Genomic DNA, 17315 nt, shown 5'->3' with positions numbered 1-17315 from the left:
TGTTCGGGGATCGGCTGTGCGGCCGGGGCGGGAAGGAAGGGGGATCCGCCGGCCCCCGTCGTCGGCCGGGGGGCGGGGCGGCATCCGCAACACAATGTCCGGTGCGGGTCGCGCCCCCGGCAAGAGGGGCCCGCACAATCGGGTGGACGCGGCATTCCACCCCCGTCACGCGGCGGATTCCGGCACTCGGGGGGCGTTGCCGGCCCGTCTCGGACAGCCTCCCGGCCGGCCCGTCCGCGATGGCGTACGGTCGCGCACCGGTCCCCGCCGATCCCCGCCCGGAGGCGCTGATGAGCCCCGAAGCCCCGCCGCTGCTCGACGGTGTCGACCACGGGGTGCTGCGCGCCCTGCACCGTGACCCGCGCGCCGGTTTCGCCGAGGTCGCCGCCTCCGTCGGGGTGCACGAGCGGACGGTCGCCCGGCGCCTGGACCGGATGACCGCCGCGGGCCACGTCCGCTTCACCGCCGCCCTGATCCCCGAGTACCAGGGGGAGGGGATCACCGCCGAACTCGCCGTGCGCTGCGCCCCGGGCCGGGTCCACGAGACCGCCCTCGCACTGGCACGGCGTCCCGAGACCCGCTCGGTGGAGGTGGCCACCGGCGCGCTGGAGGTCTTCGCCGAGCTGAACGCCCCGGGGCACGAGGCGCTGCTGGCCCTGGTGGACACGGTGGTCGGGCGCCTCGACGGGGTGGTGGACATCCACTCCGCCGTGGTGCTGCGGCTGCTGCTCACCGCCGCGGACTGGGCCCCGTACGACGACGAGCCGACGGAGGTGCGCCGCCTCGTGGCGGCCGGTGCCCCGCTTCCGTCGCCGATCCCCGTGGACGACCTCGACCGCGCCCTGGTGGCGCTGCTGCACCGGGACGCCCGGATGTCGACGACCCGGCTGGCCCGCGAGCTGCGGGTCGGGGAGAGCACGGCGCGCCGCCGCCTCGCCCGCCTGATGACCTCGCACGTCCTGCACCTGCGGCTGCACGCGGATCCGGCGGTGCTCGGCTACCCGGTGGAGGCCCGGTTCCGGCTCGGGATCGCCCACAGCCGGCTGGACCGTACGATCCGGCAGCTGGCCCGGGAGCCCGCCGTGCGCCACCTCGTGGTCACCACGGGCGGCGCCGCCCTCCTCGGCTACTCCAGCCACCGCGACATCGCCGGCCTGCACGCCTTCACCACCCGGGTCTTCGCCGGGCTGGAAGGGGTCACGTCCGCCGAGACCGCGCTGCTGATGCGGACGTACAAGCGCGCGGGCATCGTGGAGCCGCAGGGCCGCTGAGCGCAGGGCCCCTGGCCGCAGGGCCGCTGACCGCGGGGCGCCCGCTCAGCGCAGGGTCGTGCCCTTGTCGTGGCGGTACGTCGCCACGAGCGCGAGGCACATCCCGGCGATGGCCACGCGTCCGGACGCCTGCAGGAGCGGGCCGCGCAGCAGGATGAAGGAGTACCCGGCGACCAGCGGGACCACCGTGGAGATCAGGCTGCCCGGCGGTGAGCGGCGCGTGGCGCGCTTGGCGTACCGGCGGTCGACGCGGGCGGCGGCGTAGCCCATCGCGAGGAGCCCGGCGCCCATGCCCAGCGGCCCGAAGTCGAGCCACAGCTCCGCCCAGATCGGGGAGGAGAGGTTGGTGTTGACCGTGCCCATCCACTGGCCGACCATCACGCCCGTGTCGCGCGGCTTGCCCGGCCACACCGAGCGGGGCACCGCGAAGAAGACGGACCCGGCGAGCTGGCGTCCGTAGAAGTGGCCGGGGCCGGAGTTGGAGAAGGTGATGGTGTTGGCGAACATGCCGATCTGGTCGTAGTCCTTGAGCGCCATCGGCTCCAGGAACGAGGTCGTCTCGACGGGCTTGTAGTTCTTCTCGTCGTAGCGGAAGCGGTCCGCGAAGGGGAAGACGAGCAGCGCGATCACCACGGCCATCGACAGGGCCACCCGGTACATCGCGGCGCTCACCGGGAAGACCGTGAAGAGCAGCGCGAACAGGACGGTGAGGAACCAGTAGCGCGGGTTCGAGACGGGGTTGTTGACGACCAGGTTCAAGGCGGCGAGGGCGGCCGTCGTGGCGATGACCGAGACCTTGCGGCGGGCGTACCGCGAGGTGATCAGCCAGCGCGTGTACAGGAGCAGGGCGAGCAGGGCCGGCACGGTGCCGAAGCCGCGCAGCAGCGCCTGGCCGGCCTGGCCGTCGCCGTTGGAGACGCCCGCCTCCTGGATGCCCGCGATGATCTCCTGGCGGCTGGAGAAGAAGACCGCCGGTCCCCCCAGCTTCACGATGAAGGCCGCGCTGCCCAGGAAGGCGAACAGGGTGAGGAGTTGGAGGCGCCGTCGGTGGACCATCACCGGTCTCGGCTCCTTGCGGGAGCCACCCGTGCGGCGTGCCGCCGGCCGGTGACGGGCCAGCAGTACGCCGACGTCGAAGGCCGTGCAGCCCAGCAGCACCAGGCCGATGGCGATGGTGAGGTCGGAGCGGGGGCCGACGACGGGCGTGGGGACCCGGCCGAGGACGGCCTGGGCGAGGGGGGCCACGCCCATGGCCATGTAGACGAAGAGCCAGAAGGAGCCCTGGAGCAGCTTGCGGCGGCTGGTCAGCACCATGGCCGAGAGCCGCGCACCCGCGTACATGGCCAGCAGCAGTTGCAGCCAGAAGGCGGCGTCGCGCTGGCCGTCGCCGGACTGGGCGGCGACGAAGAACGGCAGGAAGACGGTGAACCCGAGGGCGAGGGGGACCGAGAGCGCACGGGAGAGCAGGGTGCGCGGGGTGGTCACCCGGCCCCACGCCGACTCGTCGAGAACGGGGGGCCGTTCGGGGGCGGCCGAGGGCTTGCGAACGTCCGTCACCACTGTTGCCCCCACCCCTGTGCGTGATCCGCGCGCAGTCTAGTCTGAGCGTTCCGCGCCCGGGGAGGCGCGTCGGGGTGGACGACGAGGGGCGACTGTTGCGTGATCTTCCTGCCTTCACGCTGGCCGGCTACGACAAGGGGCGCGGTCTGCTGACCCAGGCCCTGTGGTTCGCGGTGATGAACACGCTGTTCATGGCGTGGTTCTGCCCGGCCCGGCTGCGGGTCGCGCTGCTGCGGGCGTTCGGGGCGCGGATCGGGGAGGGGGTGCTGATCCGCCACCGGGTGCGCGTGCTGTGGCCGTGGAAGCTGACCGTCGGGGACCACACCTGGATCGGCGAGGGCACCTGGCTGTTGAACCTGGAGCCGGTGACCATAGGCGCGAACGTGTGCCTCTCACAGGAGTCGATGCTGTGCACCGGCTCCCACGACCACCGCGCCGCCGACTTCCGTTACCGCAACGCCCCGATCGTGGTCGAGGACGGCGCCTGGGTGGCCGTACGGGCGACCGTGCTGGCGGGCGTGACCGTCGGGCGGTGCGCGGTGGCGGGCGCCGGGGCCGTGGTCCACAAGGACCTGCCGGAGCTGACCCTGCAGACCCAGGACGGGCGTCGCCGCCCGGTGGAGGAGCCCAAGTGAGCGCCGCGCGCAAGGTCCTGCACGCCGTCACCCTGCACTCCCCCTCGCACGCCTTCGGCGGGCCGGTGCGGGTGGCGCTGAACCTGGCCAAGGGGCTGCGGGCGCACGGCCACGAGGCCCGGCTGCTCGCGCTGGGCGAGGGCTTCGACCCGTGGCCGGACTCCGTGGAGGGGGTGCCCGCCACGCTGTTCCCGGCCCGGCGGATCCTGCCGCTCGGCTTCAGCGGGATGACCTCGCCGGCCCTGCTGGCGTCGGCGGGCCGGCTGGTGCGGGAGGCCGACCTGGTCCACGTCCACCTCGCCCGGGACCTGGTGACCCTGCCCGTGGCGCTCGCCGCGCTGCGGGCCGGCAAGCCGCTGGTGCTGCAGACCCACGGGATGGTGGACCCGAGCGCGAAACTGCTGGCCAAGGTGCTCGACGCGGTGGCGGTACGCCGCCTGCTGCGCGGAGCCGACGCCGTGCTGTACCTGACCCCGCACGAGCGGGCGGGGCTGGAGGCGGTGGTGGGGGCGCCGTCGCTGCGCACCGTCCGCCTGGTCAACGGCACACCGGCGCAGGAGGAGCGGCCGGCCCTGTCGGGTCCGCCGCGCGTGCTGTACTCCGCCCGGCTCCAGGCCCGCAAACGGCCCGTCGACTTCGTGGACGCGGCGCCGACGGTGCTCGCCTCCCACCCGGACGCCCACTTCGTGGTGGCGGGCCCGGACGAGGGGGAGCTGGCGGCGGTCCGCGCCCGGATCACCGCCCTGGGGCTGTCGGACCGGTTCACGGTGCCCGGGGCCCTGTCCGGCGCCGAGGTGCTCGCGGAGCTGCGCCGGGCCCACGTCTACGTACTGCCGTCGGTGGACGAGCCGTTCCCGATGTCGGTGCTGGAGGCCCTCGCGGTCGGGGTGCCCCCGGTGGTGACCCACTCCAACGGCCTGGCCCGCGAGATCGCGGCGGCGGGCGCGGGCCGGGCGGTGGAACCGGGACCGGAGGGCGTCGCCGGGGCGGTCCTCGACCTGCTGGAGCCGGCCGCGAACGCGGCGGCCTCGAAGGCGGCCCGCGAACTGGCCGCGGCCTCCTTCTCGATGGACTCGGTCCTCGACACCCTCCTCGGGATCTACGGGGGCATCACCCGCTGAGCGCGAGAACGCCGCCGCCGCACCGGACCACGGTGCGGCGGCGGCGTTCTCGCGTACGGGCCCGCGGGGGGCGGTGTTACGCGGGCACCCAGGCGTAGCAGCCCGTCGAGCGGAACTCGGAGGTGCCGGACGGGACGGTGGCCGTGATCCGGTCACCGGCCTTGGGCGGGGTTTCGGGGCCCGAGGCCAGGACCGCGCCGTCCTTGCCCTTCGCCTCCCAGGTGCAGGTGGTGCTCTGGGTCAGCGCCCGGTAGGTACCGGGGGCCGGGGTGGTCCGGGGGGAGTCCCCGAAGCCCTTCTCCGCCACCGCCAGCACCGGCTTCTGCTCCGGGCACAGGATGTTGATGGCGTCCTTCGCCCCGGTGACGTCCCCGGAGATGATGGCCGCGGCCGCCGCGTCCTTGTCCCGCTTCGCGGTGCGCTCCACCCGCTGGCAGGTCTCCTGACCGGTCTGCAGGACGGCCGCCGGGTCCATCTTCTCCGGGACGCGTCCGCTGAGGTACTGCTTCTCGTTCTCCTTGAAGGTGCCCGTCTTCGGGGTCAGCTTCGCGTCCGGCAGGACCGGTCCCGTGGGCTTCGCGTCGGGCGACGCGGCCGTGGTGGGCGCCGCGGTGGCGTCCGCCGGGTCCGGGACCGGGCTGGAGGCCGGCGGCTTCGGCTTGCCCGCCGCGTCGGCGGAGGCCTTGCCGTCGCCGTCGGAACTGCAGGCGGTCAGCGTCAGGGCGGCGGCCAGGAGGACGGCGGCCGCGGCGGAGCGTCGGTACATCAGGTGGCTCCCCTACGGGGTCGGAAAGGCGTACGGGGCCCGCCGTGTGCCGGCCGGGCCCCGTACGCCGTCAGGCGGTTACTTCGGGCCGAAGGTGAGGATCAGCTGCGGAGCGGCGTCCGCGGCCGTCGACTCCGCGGACCACAGCCACATCGCGTCGGTGCCCGTGCTCGTCAGGCCGAGGCTGTAGCTGCTGCCCAGCACGGCGGAGACGGCGGTGGTGTCCAGCTCGACGTTCTGCACGGCCGAACCGTCCGGCACGCCCGAGATGGAACCGAGCGGGGTGGTGCCGAGGGTGGGCTTGGTGTTGAACGTCGTGCCCGTGCCGCTCCAGGTACCGGTGACCGGGACCACGGAGACGGTGTCGGCGGTGCCGGCCCCGGCCTGCGTGGAGGTCTTGAACTGGAGGGAGGCGCTCTTGAGGACCTGCCCGGACGGAGCCGCCGGGAGGGTGAAGCGCAGGTACGACTCGTACGCCGAGGTACCGCGCACCGCGAGCTGGGTGGAGGTGCCGTAGGCGGTGCTCGGGGCGCCCTGGTTGATGTAGGTGTCCTCGGTCGCGACGACCTTGGAGACCGTGTCGACGGCGGCCTTGGCCAGGTCGAAGTGGGACTTGACCTGCGCCTGGGTCAGCGCCGACGGGTAGACGGCCGTCTCGTCGATGGAGCCGGCGAAGAAGTTGCTGGTCGGACGGGTCGGCCAGCTGCTGAGGTTGTCGCCGCCCACGTGCCAGAAACCGGCGTACGAGGTGGAGTTCGTGGCGCTGTTCGTGCCCTTGTTCTGGCCGTCGACGTACAGCGTCATGCCGCCGGGGCCCTGCGTACCGACGACGTGGTGCCACTTGTTGTCGTTGTACGTCTCGAACAGCCCTGTGGAGATGGTGCGGGTGGAGCCGTTGTAGACGCCGAAGATCAGACGACCGGTGTTGGTCATGTAGATCTGCTTGTCGTACGAGCCGCTGCTGTTGACCGTGTTGTTGCCGAAGCCGATCAGCTTGCCGCCGCGCGTGGTGCCGGTCTTGAACCAGGTCTCGATGGAGTACGCGGCGCCGACCGTCTGGCGGTGGTCGCTGTACACCTGCTGGCTGGTGCCGTTGAAGCCCATCGCCGTGCTGGTGCCGGTGAGGGCGCCGGGGCTCTGGCCCAGGGCGGGGGCGCCGACCTGGATGCCGCTGGTGTTGCCGGACACCGAGGAGTCGGCCACGTACGGGCTGACGGTGTCGTCGTAGCGCCAGTAGAGGTTGGCGCCGTCCGCGCGGACCTTGTCCGGGTAGGCCTGGACCGAGGCCGGGACGGTCACGGAGACGTTCGCCGACAGGGCGCTGGTGTTGCCCGCGCCGTCGGTGGCGGTCACCCGGTAGCTGTAGGCCTGGCCCGCCTTGACGGTGGTGTCGGTCCAGGAGGCCTGCGGGCGCTCCCACTCCAGGGAGTCGGCCGAGACCGTGGCGATCGGGGTGCCCGAGCCGTTGCGGTAGATCCGGTACGTCAGCTTGCTGTCGTCCTGGTCGTAGCTGGTGCGCCAGCGGACCTGGACCTCACCGGGCTTGACGCTGCCGGCGCTGGCGATCGGAGTGGTCGGGGCACCGACGTCACCGGTGGAGGCGAAGCGGGTCAGGCCCTGCTGCGCGCGGCCGTTGATGAGGGTGAACTCACCGCCGACCCACATGTACTTGACGTCGCCCTTCTCCGCGATCGACATGACGCGCGGGCCGATGCCCTCGCCGATGCCGTCGTTCGCGGTGGGGTGCCATCCGAGCTTGGGCGGGCTCTGCACGAAACCGTCCACGGGCGCGGGGGCGGCACCCTTGTAGTCGGTCTGCTGGGCCAGCAGGAAGTTGCGCTTGCCGTCGGGGAACTGGCCCTCCAGCGAGCAGTCGTGCGCGTGCGAGGAGCTGTAGAGCACCCCGTCGTACGGCAGCACGTACTGGGTGGCGCCCAGGCAGCGGTCGCGCCACTTCTCGTTGAAGTTGGTGTCGAGGCCGATGCGGCCGTCGAAGACGCCGCCGCCCGAGCCCTCGTTGCCGGTGTAGTAGCCCGTCGCGTCGGCCGCGATGTGCTTGACCACCGAGTTGGAGGGGATGTTGGAGTAGGTCTTGGCGACCGCTCCGGTGGTGGCGTCGACCACGGCCAGCGCGTGCGTGTTGGAGCCGTTGACCGAGAAGAAGTCGCCGCCGAGCAGGACGTTCTTGCCGTCGTTGCTGACCTGGATCGCACGGCCCGGCTCGTCCGCGTTGGCGGTGAAGGGCTTGAGCGCGCCCGAGCCGGCCTCGACCGCGGCGAACCGCTCGCGGGTCTGCCCCTCGACGGTACCGAAGTCGCCGCCGATGTAGAGGGTGTCGTCGGTGACGGCGAGCGCCCGGACGGTGGCGGGGACGCTCGGGTGGAACGAGGCCTTGGGGGCGCAGGTCTCGATGTCGATCGCCGCGAGGCTGGAGACCGGAGTTCCGTTGACGGCGCCGAAGTAGCCGCCCGCGTACAGGGTCCTCTTGTCCTTCGAGACGGCCAGCGCCCGCACCGTCGCGGTGCCGTCGCCGACGGTGAAGGCCAGCTTGCAGGATGTGGGGTTGCCGGTGGCGGCGTCGAGCGCCACGAAGTTCACGGCTTCCTGCTCCGCGCCGGCCGCGGCGTCGGGCGGGCGGACCGCCGAGAAGGTGCCGCCTGCGAAGACGGTGCCGTTCGCCTGCTCCATGGCGAAGACGACGCCGTTCGGCTGCCACGTGGGCAGTTCGTCGGCGGTGAACGCCACGGGCGGCGTGATGGCGGACGCCTCGGGCATCAACACCAGGCCTATTCCGGTACCGGCGCCGGCCAGTGACAGGGCGAGGGCAGCAGTCAGCCCTCTGGATCTACGCATGAGCCCCCCAGGGCAATCGCCCGGATTGATGGCTGGAACTATCCGAACAGCCATATGTACTGGCGCAGACTAGGGCTCACGCGCCGCCCTGGTCACCTCAGTTGACCCCTTGCATACCAAATTGGAACCAACAGGGTGCAACGCGGAGAACGCACTTCGGACATACGGCAGGTTTGTCCCGGCCAAGACCGCGGAAGGTCGCGGTGATGACCGGGACACGGCAAATCGTAGGCGAAGCGCAGGGCCTCAGCGGTCGATACGCACGCTCGCGCCCGCCAGTTGGTCCTCGACCTGACGGATGTCGGCGTCCACCATGATCCGCGCCAGTTCCGGCACCAGGACCGACGGCTTCCAGCCAAGGAGCTCCTGCGCCTTGGAGGCGTCGCCGATGAGCGCGTCGACCTCGCTCGGGCGCTCGTACTTGGGGTCGTAGCGCACGTGCTCGTTCCAGTCGAGGCCCGCGTGCGTGAAGGAGGACTCGACGAACTCGCGGACGGTCGCCGCGACTCCGGTGGCCACCACGTAGTCGGTCGGCTCGTCCTGCTGGAGCATCCGCCACATCGCGTCGACGTACTCGGGGGCGTAGCCCCAGTCGCGGACGGCGTCGAGGTTGCCGAGGTAGAGGTGGTCCTGGAGTCCGGCCTTGATGCGGGCGACCGCCCGGGTGATCTTGCGGGTCACGAAGGTCTCGCCGCGGCGCGGGGACTCGTGGTTGAAGAGGATCCCGTTGACCGCGAACATGTCGTACGCCTCGCGGTAGTTGACCGTGGTCCAGTACGCGAACACCTTCGCGGCGCCGTACGGGCTGCGCGGGTGGAAGGGGGTGCCCTCGTTCTGCGGGGGCGGGGTCGCACCGTACATCTCGGAGGACGAGGCCTGGTAGATCCGGGTGTCCACACCACTGGCCCGGATGGCCTCCAGCAGCCGCAGCGCGCCGAGGCCGGTCACGTCGCCCGTGTAGAGGGGGGCGTCGAAGGAGACCCGGACGTGGGACTGGGCGCCGAGGTTGTAGACCTCGTCGGGGCGTATGTCACGGAGCAGGTTCACCAGGGCCACGCCGTCGGAGAGGTCGGCGTGGTGCAGGACGAAGGACCGGTTCGCGGTCTGCGGGTCCTGGTAGACGTGGTCGATCCGCTCGGTGTTGAAGCTGGAGGACCGCCGCACGAGCCCGTGCACCGTGTAGCCCTTGGAGAGCAGGAGTTCGGCGAGGTACGAGCCGTCCTGTCCGGTGACGCCGGTGATCAGTGCGGTCTTGCCCATGGGGTCCCCCAGGTTGTCGTTGCTGTCGTTCGTGTTCAGGCTGTGTCCGGCCCGGCCGGCCGGGTGTGAGGTGCGGGAACGCACCGTACTGCTTCGTTCGGAGCCCCTCCGCCTCCGGGCCGCCGGAGCCGGGCCCGGCGGCGGCCGGGGCCGAGACCCGGGCGGTCCCGCCGGCACGGCGACGCACGGAGCCGCGTCGGCGAACCGGACGGCACAACGACGGTGACGCGCACCGGCGTTGTCGGCCCGCCGGGTCCGCGGACCGGGCAGCGCGCCCGGCAGCCGTCGGAGTTGACGGCCCGGCGGATCCGCGAGCGGACCGGTCCCGGAGCCCGGGACCGGAGCCGGACCGGGCCCGCACCCCGGGACGGGGCCGGGGTGTGGGTTGCGGGGAACACCGCGGCAGCGGACTGGCATCATCGGCGGTATGACAAGTTCGCCGCTCCTGCCCCCGCACGCCCGCGTCTTCGTCGCCGGACACCGTGGCCTCGTGGGGTCCGCGGTGGCCCGCCGGCTCACCGCCGACGGCCACGAGGTGCTCACCCGCGGCCGGGCCGACCTCGACCTGCGCGACGCCGCCGCCACGGAGGCCCACCTGCGCGACGTGCGTCCGGACGCGGTCGTGCTGGCCGCCGCCAAGGTCGGCGGGATCATGGCCAACAGCACGTACCCGGTGCAGTTCCTGGAGGACAACCTCCGGATCCAGCTCAGCGTCATCGCCGGCTCGCACGCCGCCGGGGTGAACCGCCTGCTCTTCCTCGGATCCTCCTGCATCTACCCGAAGCTCGCCCCGCAGCCGATCCACGAGGACGCCCTGCTGACGGGCCCGTTGGAGCCCACCAACGAGGCGTACGCCCTCGCGAAGATCGCCGGCATCGTGCAGGTCCAGTCCTACCGCAAGCAGTACGGGGCCTCGTACATCTCGGCCATGCCCACGAACCTCTACGGTCCGGGGGACAACTTCGACCTGGAGTCCTCGCACGTCCTGCCCGCCCTCATCCGCCGCTTCCACGAGGCCGCCACCGAGGGCCGCGACGAGGTCACGCTGTGGGGCAGCGGCACCCCGCGCCGGGAGTTCCTCCACGTCGACGACCTGGCGGCCGCGTGCGCGGTGCTGCTGGAGCGCTACGACGGGGACGAGCCCGTCAACGTCGGCTGCGGCGACGACCTGACCATCAGGGCGCTGGCCGAGACGGTCGCCGAGGTGACCGGCTTCGAGGGCCGGCTCGCCTGGGACACGTCCAAGCCGGACGGGACCCCGCGCAAGCTGCTCGACGTCTCCCGCCTGACCGCGCTGGGCTGGAAGCCGGGCGTCCCGCTGCGGGACGGCATCGCCGCCACCTACCGCTGGTGGCTCGACCAGAGCCGGCAGGGCTGACTCCACCACGGCCCCTCAGTACGCTCCGCGACCGTCGACGACGGCGCGGAGCGTACGGCCCATCACGTCGACATCGCTGGTGAACGACCAGTTGTCGACGTACTGGAGATCAAGCTGAATCGTTTCGTCCCAGGAGAGGTCCGACCGCCCGCTGATCTGCCACAGGCCGGTCATCCCGGGCCGTACGGTGAGCCGGCGCAGCTCGACCTCGTCGTACTCCGCCACCTCCTCCGGCAGCGGCGGGCGCGGTCCGACCAGGGACATGCTGCCCGTCAGCACGTTGACCAGCTGGGGCAGTTCGTCCAGCGAGGTGCGGCGCAGCAGGCGGCCCACCCGGGTCACCCGGGGGTCGCGGCGCATCTTGAACATCAGGCCGTCGTTCTCGTTGGCCCCCGCCAGCTCGGCCTTCAGCCGGTCGGCGTCCACCACCATCGTGCGGAACTTCCACATGACGAAGGGCTCGCCGTCGCGGCCGATCCGGCGCTGGCTGTAGAAGGCCGGGCCGCGCGAGCCGAGCCGGATGGCCAGCACGACGGTCAGGAACAGCGGCGACAGCAGGAGCAGTCCGACGCCGGCGCCGAGACGGTCCAGCACCGACTTGAGCAGGGTCTGCACCCCGCGGCGCACGGGCGGTGCGACCCGCAGCACGGCGAGTCCGCCGGCCGACCGGGTTTCCAGCCGCTTCACGGATATCTCCACCAGCCCGGGGAACACGGCGAGTTCGAGGCCCTCGTCGTGCAGTGCCCAGGCCACCCGGCGCAGCCGCTCCCCCGCGATCCGCGCGCCCGGCGCCACCAGCACCAGGTCGGCGTGGTGGCTGCGGACCGCGCCCAGCACCGGGGCCCCGTCGCCGTTCGGGGCCTCGGGCATCCCGCGGTCCAACCGGGCCGCGACCGGGACGCCGCTGGCCAGGGAGCCGTCGCCGACGGCGACCACGCCGACGACGACGTACGGGTGGTCGGTGCGGGCGGCGAGGTGCGCGATGACGTGCTCGGCGGCCTCGGGCTCGCCGACGACCAGGACCCGACTGACGGCCTGGGCCTCGCGGCGGGCGGCCGTCAGGTGCCGGTAGGTGAGCTTGTGGCAGGCGACGGTGACGAGGAGGGCGGGCAACAGCGCCCCGAGGGCGGCCAGTCGGGGGGTGCTCTCCCCCGTCATCACCCGGGCGACGGCCAGGATGCCGATCAGAATCAGCCAGTCGTGGACGACGGGCAGCACTCCGCGGGATTCTCCGAGCGCCCGGGAGGAGTAACGTCGTCTCAGGCCCTGCACGCCGGTCCACGCGAGGGCGGCGGCGAGCGCGCAGGTGACCGGCCTGGCCTGCTGGGCGGCGTCGAAGACCAGGCCGACGGGCATCGCGGCCCCGACGAAGTCGGCGGTCACCGCGGCCGGCAGGTACCAGCGGGCCTTGTCACCGAGGCGCCGTGCAGGGGCGGTTGTCGTCCCCTCCACACCCGCGGCCGCTGCGGCCACTCTTTGCGCAGGAAAACGGACATGCCTCATGGGCCCCCCTGGCACGTGGTCTATGTCGGTGGCGCCTGCCCGTGGCTTCCCCTGGCAACGGGCGTCTGTCGCACCGGGAAACAGTACGACAAACACCCGTACGTTTAATGCCGTTCGGGTGAACGAGGCCTCTCGTTGCCCAAGCGTTAAATACCGGTATCAACTATTCCGGATCCCGGAGCCCTTCTTCCCACACGAAGGTGAATGGTTCGGATACCGGATACGTCTCTTCGGACAACGGACTGTTTCCGGCCAACCTTTTGACGCGGCCCTGACATCACAGCCAACTGATGGCACTCTTCGATCCGTTCATCGCATCAGCCCTGATCTGCCCGGAGGCCCACCCAGCCATCCGGAACCCCCCTTGCAGAAGGAGTCTGCGTTGAGTTCCACCCCCCAGAGGCGTGCCACTGCGGCCGGAGCGTTCATAGCCGCGGCAGCCCTGCTCGCCGTAGGTATACAGGCCGGTACCGCCACCGCCGACGCCACCGCGTCGCAGGCCGCCAAGGTCGCCCAGCCCAACCCGGGCGCGACCAATCTCGTACTCAGCGCTTCGGAGCGTGCGACGCTCCTGGCAGACGCCAACTCGACCACCGTGCAGGCCGCCAAGGCCCTCGGTCTCGGCAGCGGCGAGAAGCTCGTCGTCCGCGATGTGGTCAAGGACGCGGACGGCACCACGCACACCACCTACGAGCGGACCTACAACGGCCTGCCCGTCCTCGGCGGCGACCTGACGGTCCACGCCAAGGGTGGTGTCACCAAGAGCGTCACCAAGGCCACCAACCACGAGATCAAGGTCGCGGACACCTCCGCCACCGTGACCCCGTCGGCCGCCGAGGGCACCGCCTTCGCCGCGCTGTCGGCCGCCGGCGGCAAGGACGCCAAGGCCGAGCAGGGTGCCCGCAAGGTGATCTGGGCCGCCGAAGGCGCCCCGGTCCTCGCCTACGAGACCGTCGTCGGCGGCTTCCAGAGCGACGGCGTCACCCCGAGCAAGCTGCACGTGATCACCAACGCCAAGACCGGCGCGAAGATCACCGAGTGGCAGGCCATCGAAAAGGGCATCGGCAACACCGAGTACAGCGGCCAGGTCACCCTGGGCACCTCGCAGTCGGGCAGCAACTACACGCTGACCGACGCGGGCCGCGGCGGCCACAAGACGTACGACCTCAACGGGGGCAGCTCCGGCACCGGCACGCTCTTCACGAGCACGTCCGACACCTGGGGCAACGGTCTTCCCTCCAACCGTCAGACCGCCGGCGCCGACGCCGCGTACGGTGCGCAGCTGACGTGGGACTACTACAAGAACGTCCACGGCCGCAACGGCCTGCGCAACGACGGCGTGGCCCCGTACAGCCGGGTCCACTACGGCAACGCGTACGTCAACGCGTTCTGGGACGACGGCTGCTTCTGCATGACCTACGGCGACGGCACGGGCAACAACCACCCGCTGACCTCCATCGACGTGGCCGCGCACGAGATGACCCACGGCCTCACCTCGGTCACCGGCAACATGACCTACAGCGGTGAGCCCGGCGGCCTGAACGAGGCGACCTCCGACATCATGGCGGCGAACGTCGAGTTCGCCGCGAACAACCCCAACGACGCCGGTGACTACCTCGTCGGCGAGAAGATCGACATCAACGGCGACGGCACCCCGCTGCGCTACATGGACAAGCCGAGCAAGGACGGCGGCTCCAAGGACGCGTGGTACTCGGGCATCGGCTCCATCGACGTCCACTACTCGTCGGGCCCGGCCAACCACGTCTACTACCTGATGTCCGAGGGCTCCGGCGCCAAGGTCATCAACGGGGTCAGCTACGACTCGCCGACCTCGGACGGCCTCCCGGTCACCGCGATCGGCCGCGACGCCGCCGCGAAGATCTGGTTCCGCGCGCTGACGGTGGGCTACTTCAAGTCCAACACCAACTACGCGGCCGCCCGTACGGCGACCCTCCAGGCCGCCGCCGACCTGTACGGCCAGGGCTCGACCACGTACAACAACGTGGCCAACGCCTGGGCCGGCATCAACGTCGGTGCGCGCATCGTCTCGGGCGTCTCGGTCACCCCGATCGCCAACCAGACCACCCAGATCAACACCGCCGTGAGCCTGCAGGTCCAGGCCACCAGCACCAACCCGGGTGCGCTGAGCTACTCGGCGACCGGCCTGCCGGCCGGCCTGTCGATCAACTCCTCCACCGGCCTGATCTCGGGCACGGCCACCACCGCGGCCACGTCCAACGTGACCGTCACCGTGACCGACTCCGCGGCCAAGACCGGTACGGCGTCCTTCACCTGGACGGTCGGCACCTCCCAGCAGAACGTCTTCGAGAACACCAACGACTACGCGATCAACGACAACGCGACGGTCGAGTCCCCGATCACCGTGACCCGCACGGGCAACGCCCCGAGCACCCTCAAGGTGGACGTGGACATCAAGCACACCTACGTCGGTGACCTGCGGGTCGACCTGGTCGCCCCCGACGGCACCGTCTACAACCTGCGCAACCGCACCGGCGGCAGCGCGGACAACATCCTCCAGAGCTTCACCGTGAACGCCTCCTCCGAGGTCGCCCAGGGTGTCTGGAAGCTCCGTGTCGCGGACCTCGCCTCCGCCGACACCGGCAAGATCGACAGCTGGAAGCTCACCTTCTGACCCCCACGAGGGGCACCGGTGAACCAGAGCTGAACCGCTAGATCACGGGGCCGCCCGGGAGAGAGACCTCCCCGGGCGGCCCTGTTCCATGCGGCCCGGCACCCCCCGTGGGGATGCCGGGCCGTGTCTCGCCGGGCCGGATCAGCCCCGCGGGCCGATGACCCGGCCGAAGAGGTCGCCCGCGCGGTCCCGCACGGTGCGCGGGCCGGCGCTGCGGTCCTCGTCGCCCCAGTCGTCGCCGTCGTGGCGGCCGTGGTGCCCGTCGACCGGCTTGAAGTAGACCGACCGGGCGTTGAGGTTGTTGGCCCGGTCGCCCGGGAACAACGTCTCCTCGGCCTCGCCGCCGCAGTTGCCGTTGCGGTAGACCAGCGCCAGGGAGTCCGTCTCGTTCTTCACGGCGTACGCCGGGTGGCGCTGGGCGTGGGTGAGCTGGTAGCAGGTGTCGTTGTCCCCGGGGTGGATCTGGCCGGTGCGGGATTCGCCGTCCCCGTCGGTGAAGCGGTAGAAGAAGGTGCCGAGGCTGTCGTGGTGGGGGTCGTGGCCGACGGCCAGGGACTGGCCGGCGGTGGGCAGGACGAGGGCGAGGGCCGCGAGCAGCCCCGCCCCGGTGGTGCGAAGACGCATGATCGTTCCGTTTCTCGGGTTCCGGCGGTGCCCGGGTCGGGTGGGCACCGCGGGCAGCGTAGGAGCGGACCCGAGGCCGGAACCGGCGCGGCGTGCTCAGTGCGTTCGAAGGTTCACCCTCACGGAACGCCCCTGAGCCATCCGCCTCCCTCAGGCCGAGGCCCGCTCCGGGGCGGCGTCCGCCGCGGCGGAGGCCTGGGCCGGGACCCGGGCGTCCGCGGCCGGGCGGCGGATCAGCAGCGCCACCGCCAGCGCGCCCGCCAGACCCATCACCCCCGAGGCCAGGAACGTCTCCCGCAGCCCGCTCGCGAAGGCGGCCTCCACCCACCGCGCCGCGTCCGGGGCCTCGGCGAGCAGCCGCCCGGCCCCGCCGGAGGCCAGTACGTCGGCCGTACCGCGCGGCCGGCCGTCGAGCCCGGAGACCAGCCCGGCGTGGAACACCGCGCCCAGCACCGCGATCCCGAGGGCGTTGCCGAGCTGCCGGGAGGTGTTCAGGGCGCCGCCCGCCATGCCCGCGCGGGCCGGTGCCACCGAGGCCATCGCGACGGCCGCGAGCTGCGGGGTGGCCATGCCGACGCCGACGCCGGTCAGCACCAGCCCCGGCACCAGCACCGTCCAGCCGTCGCCGGCCTCCGTCATCCAGGCCTGGAGCAGCGCCCCCGCGCCGATCAGCAGCAGTCCGCCGGCGATGGTCAGCCGCGGCGGGGCCGCGTGCAGCAGCCGCCCGGCCAGCGCCGAGACCACGAAGGCGGCCAGGCTCATCGGCACGAGCACCAGACCCGCCTGGACCGGCCCCATGCCCTCGGCGGACTGGAGCCACAGGGAGACGTACATCAGGTACGAGAAGGCCGCGCCGGACAGCAGCAGGCCGCCCGCCATGACGGCGACGAAGTTCGGGCTGCGGAAGAGCGAGAGGTCCAGCATCGGCTTGGTGCTGCGCAGTTCGACGAGGACGAACGCGGTGAAGGCGAGGGCGGCCAGCGCCAGCAGGCCGAGGGTGGCGGCGGAGGTCCAGCCGTTCTCGCCGACCCGGATCAGCGCGTAGGTCAGGGCCCCGGCGCCCGCGGTGAAGGCGGCCATGCCCGGCAGGTCCAGGCCCGTGGCCCGCGGGTTGCGGGACTCGGCCACCGCCTTGAGGGTCACGTAGACGGCCAGGGCGCAGAAGGGCAGGTTGATGAAGAAGATCCAGCGCCAGCCGAAGTGCTCGGTCAGCAGCCCGCCGACGATCGGTCCGGCCGCGGCGGCCGCGCCGTTGACCGCTCCCCAGACGCCGAAGGCGATCCCCCGGTCGCGGCCCTGATAGGCGGAGCTGAGCAGGGCCATGGTGGTGGCGAACATCGCCGCGCCGCCGAGCCCCTGGACGGCGCGGAAGGCGATCAGGGCCTCCGGACCGGTCGCCAGACCGCAGGCGAGGGAGGCGGCGGCGAAGACGGCGAGGCCGCCGAGGTAGACGCGGCGGCGCCCGATCCGGTCGGCGAGCGAGCCCGCGCCGAGCAGCAGGGCGGCCAGGGCGAGGGCGTAGACGTCCATCACCCACTGGAGTCCGGCGAAGCCGGTGTTCATGTCCTTCGCCATGTCCGGCAGGGCGACGGTCACGATCGTGACGTCGACCAGCAGCATGAAGGCCCCGAGGCACACGGCCGTCAGGGGGAGCCATTTGCGCATGGGGGTTCTCCTCGGTCGCTGATCCC

General features: G+C 72.0%; 12 protein-coding genes. 5 read left to right on the top strand and 7 right to left on the bottom strand.

Features of this window, described 5'->3' with window-relative positions; all coding sequences use genetic code 11:
* Window positions 1-290 precede the first annotated feature (290 nt).
* Complete coding sequence (locus ABZW32_RS01665) at window positions 291-1271, top strand: Lrp/AsnC family transcriptional regulator (RefSeq protein WP_356209766.1); 981 nt, start codon at window positions 291-293, stop codon at window positions 1269-1271.
* Between the two features lie 45 nt (window positions 1272-1316).
* On the opposite strand, the gene ABZW32_RS01660 is transcribed toward ABZW32_RS01665, so the two are convergent.
* Window positions 1317-2831, bottom strand: coding sequence for a hypothetical protein (locus tag ABZW32_RS01660; protein ID WP_356209765.1), 1515 nt, complete (start codon window positions 2829-2831; stop codon window positions 1317-1319).
* Window positions 2832-2926: 95 nt separating this feature from the next.
* On the opposite strand from ABZW32_RS01660, the gene ABZW32_RS01655 reads away from it, so the two are divergent.
* Together ABZW32_RS01655 and ABZW32_RS01650 are read left to right on the top strand one after the other, a co-directional pair.
* Window positions 2927-3466, top strand: a complete 540-nt coding sequence (locus tag ABZW32_RS01655) for a WcaF family extracellular polysaccharide biosynthesis acetyltransferase (RefSeq protein ID WP_356209762.1) — start codon at window positions 2927-2929, stop codon at window positions 3464-3466.
* Window positions 3463-4587 carry a glycosyltransferase gene (locus ABZW32_RS01650; RefSeq protein ID WP_356209760.1) on the top strand — a complete coding sequence of 375 codons (1125 nt, stop codon included), beginning with the start codon at window positions 3463-3465 and terminating at the stop codon, window positions 4585-4587. The genes ABZW32_RS01655 and ABZW32_RS01650 overlap by 4 nt, the downstream gene beginning before the upstream one ends.
* 76 nt (window positions 4588-4663) lie before the next feature.
* On the opposite strand, the gene ABZW32_RS01645 is transcribed toward ABZW32_RS01650, so the two are convergent.
* The 3 genes from ABZW32_RS01645 to gmd all read right to left on the bottom strand — a co-directional run bounded on the left by ABZW32_RS01645 (window position 4664) and on the right by gmd (window position 9466).
* Window positions 4664-5353 carry a hypothetical protein gene (locus ABZW32_RS01645; protein WP_356209757.1) on the bottom strand — a complete coding sequence of 230 codons (690 nt, stop codon included), beginning with the start codon at window positions 5351-5353 and terminating at the stop codon, window positions 4664-4666.
* 78 nt (window positions 5354-5431) lie between these two features.
* A complete protein-coding gene (locus ABZW32_RS01640; RefSeq protein WP_356209754.1) occupies window positions 5432-8206 on the bottom strand; it encodes a LamG-like jellyroll fold domain-containing protein in 2775 nt (924 codons plus the stop codon).
* Window positions 8207-8452: 246 nt separating this feature from the next.
* Complete coding sequence (gmd, locus tag ABZW32_RS01635; protein WP_030235965.1) at window positions 8453-9466, bottom strand: GDP-mannose 4,6-dehydratase; 1014 nt, start codon at window positions 9464-9466, stop codon at window positions 8453-8455.
* A gap of 427 nt (window positions 9467-9893) precedes the next feature.
* On the opposite strand from gmd, the gene ABZW32_RS01630 reads away from it, so the two are divergent.
* Entirely contained in the window at window positions 9894-10844 is a 951-nt protein-coding gene (locus tag ABZW32_RS01630) for a GDP-L-fucose synthase (protein WP_356209752.1), read from the top strand.
* Window positions 10845-10859: 15 nt separating this feature from the next.
* On the opposite strand, the gene ABZW32_RS01625 is transcribed toward ABZW32_RS01630, so the two are convergent.
* The gene (locus ABZW32_RS01625; protein ID WP_356209750.1) at window positions 10860-12347 is read right to left on the bottom strand and encodes a sugar transferase; all 1488 of its coding nucleotides are present in this window, start codon (window positions 12345-12347) and stop codon (window positions 10860-10862) included.
* Window positions 12348-12729: 382 nt separating this feature from the next.
* On the opposite strand from ABZW32_RS01625, the gene ABZW32_RS01620 reads away from it, so the two are divergent.
* Window positions 12730-15000, top strand: a complete 2271-nt coding sequence (locus tag ABZW32_RS01620; protein ID WP_356209748.1) for a M4 family metallopeptidase — start codon at window positions 12730-12732, stop codon at window positions 14998-15000.
* A gap of 141 nt (window positions 15001-15141) precedes the next feature.
* On the opposite strand, the gene ABZW32_RS01615 is transcribed toward ABZW32_RS01620, so the two are convergent.
* Window positions 15142-15624 (bottom strand): hypothetical protein, encoded by a 483-nt coding sequence (locus ABZW32_RS01615; RefSeq protein WP_356209746.1) that lies wholly within the window; start codon window positions 15622-15624, stop codon window positions 15142-15144.
* A 150-nt stretch (window positions 15625-15774) separates the two neighbouring features.
* The gene (locus ABZW32_RS01610; RefSeq protein ID WP_356209744.1) at window positions 15775-17289 is read right to left on the bottom strand and encodes an MFS transporter; all 1515 of its coding nucleotides are present in this window, start codon (window positions 17287-17289) and stop codon (window positions 15775-15777) included.
* Window positions 17290-17315 lie beyond the last annotated feature (26 nt).

Origin of the sequence: Streptomyces sp. NPDC004667 (assembly GCF_040609475.1) — a bacterium.
In the GTDB taxonomy this organism is placed as follows: domain Bacteria; phylum Actinomycetota; class Actinomycetes; order Streptomycetales; family Streptomycetaceae; genus Streptomyces.
Note: the sequence above shows the minus strand (reverse complement) of the source record. Positions and strands in the feature narration are given on the sequence as shown.

Bases quoted from the DNA above. Each gene is read 5' to 3' on its own strand.
- ABZW32_RS01625 (WP_356209750.1), bottom strand. From the start codon at position 12,347: ATGAGGCATGTCCGTTTTCCTGCGCAAAGAGTGGCCGCAGCGGCCGCG.
- gmd (WP_030235965.1), bottom strand. From the start codon at position 9,466: ATGGGCAAGACCGCACTGATCACCGGCGTCACCGGACAGGACGGCTCG.
- ABZW32_RS01665 (WP_356209766.1), top strand. From the start codon at position 291: ATGAGCCCCGAAGCCCCGCCGCTGCTCGACGGTGTCGACCACGGGGTG.
- ABZW32_RS01630 (WP_356209752.1), top strand. From the start codon at position 9,894: ATGACAAGTTCGCCGCTCCTGCCCCCGCACGCCCGCGTCTTCGTCGCC.
- ABZW32_RS01640 (WP_356209754.1), bottom strand. From the start codon at position 8,206: ATGCGTAGATCCAGAGGGCTGACTGCTGCCCTCGCCCTGTCACTGGCC.
- ABZW32_RS01610 (WP_356209744.1), bottom strand. From the start codon at position 17,289: ATGCGCAAATGGCTCCCCCTGACGGCCGTGTGCCTCGGGGCCTTCATG.
- ABZW32_RS01645 (WP_356209757.1), bottom strand. From the start codon at position 5,353: ATGTACCGACGCTCCGCCGCGGCCGCCGTCCTCCTGGCCGCCGCCCTG.
- ABZW32_RS01615 (WP_356209746.1), bottom strand. From the start codon at position 15,624: ATGCGTCTTCGCACCACCGGGGCGGGGCTGCTCGCGGCCCTCGCCCTC.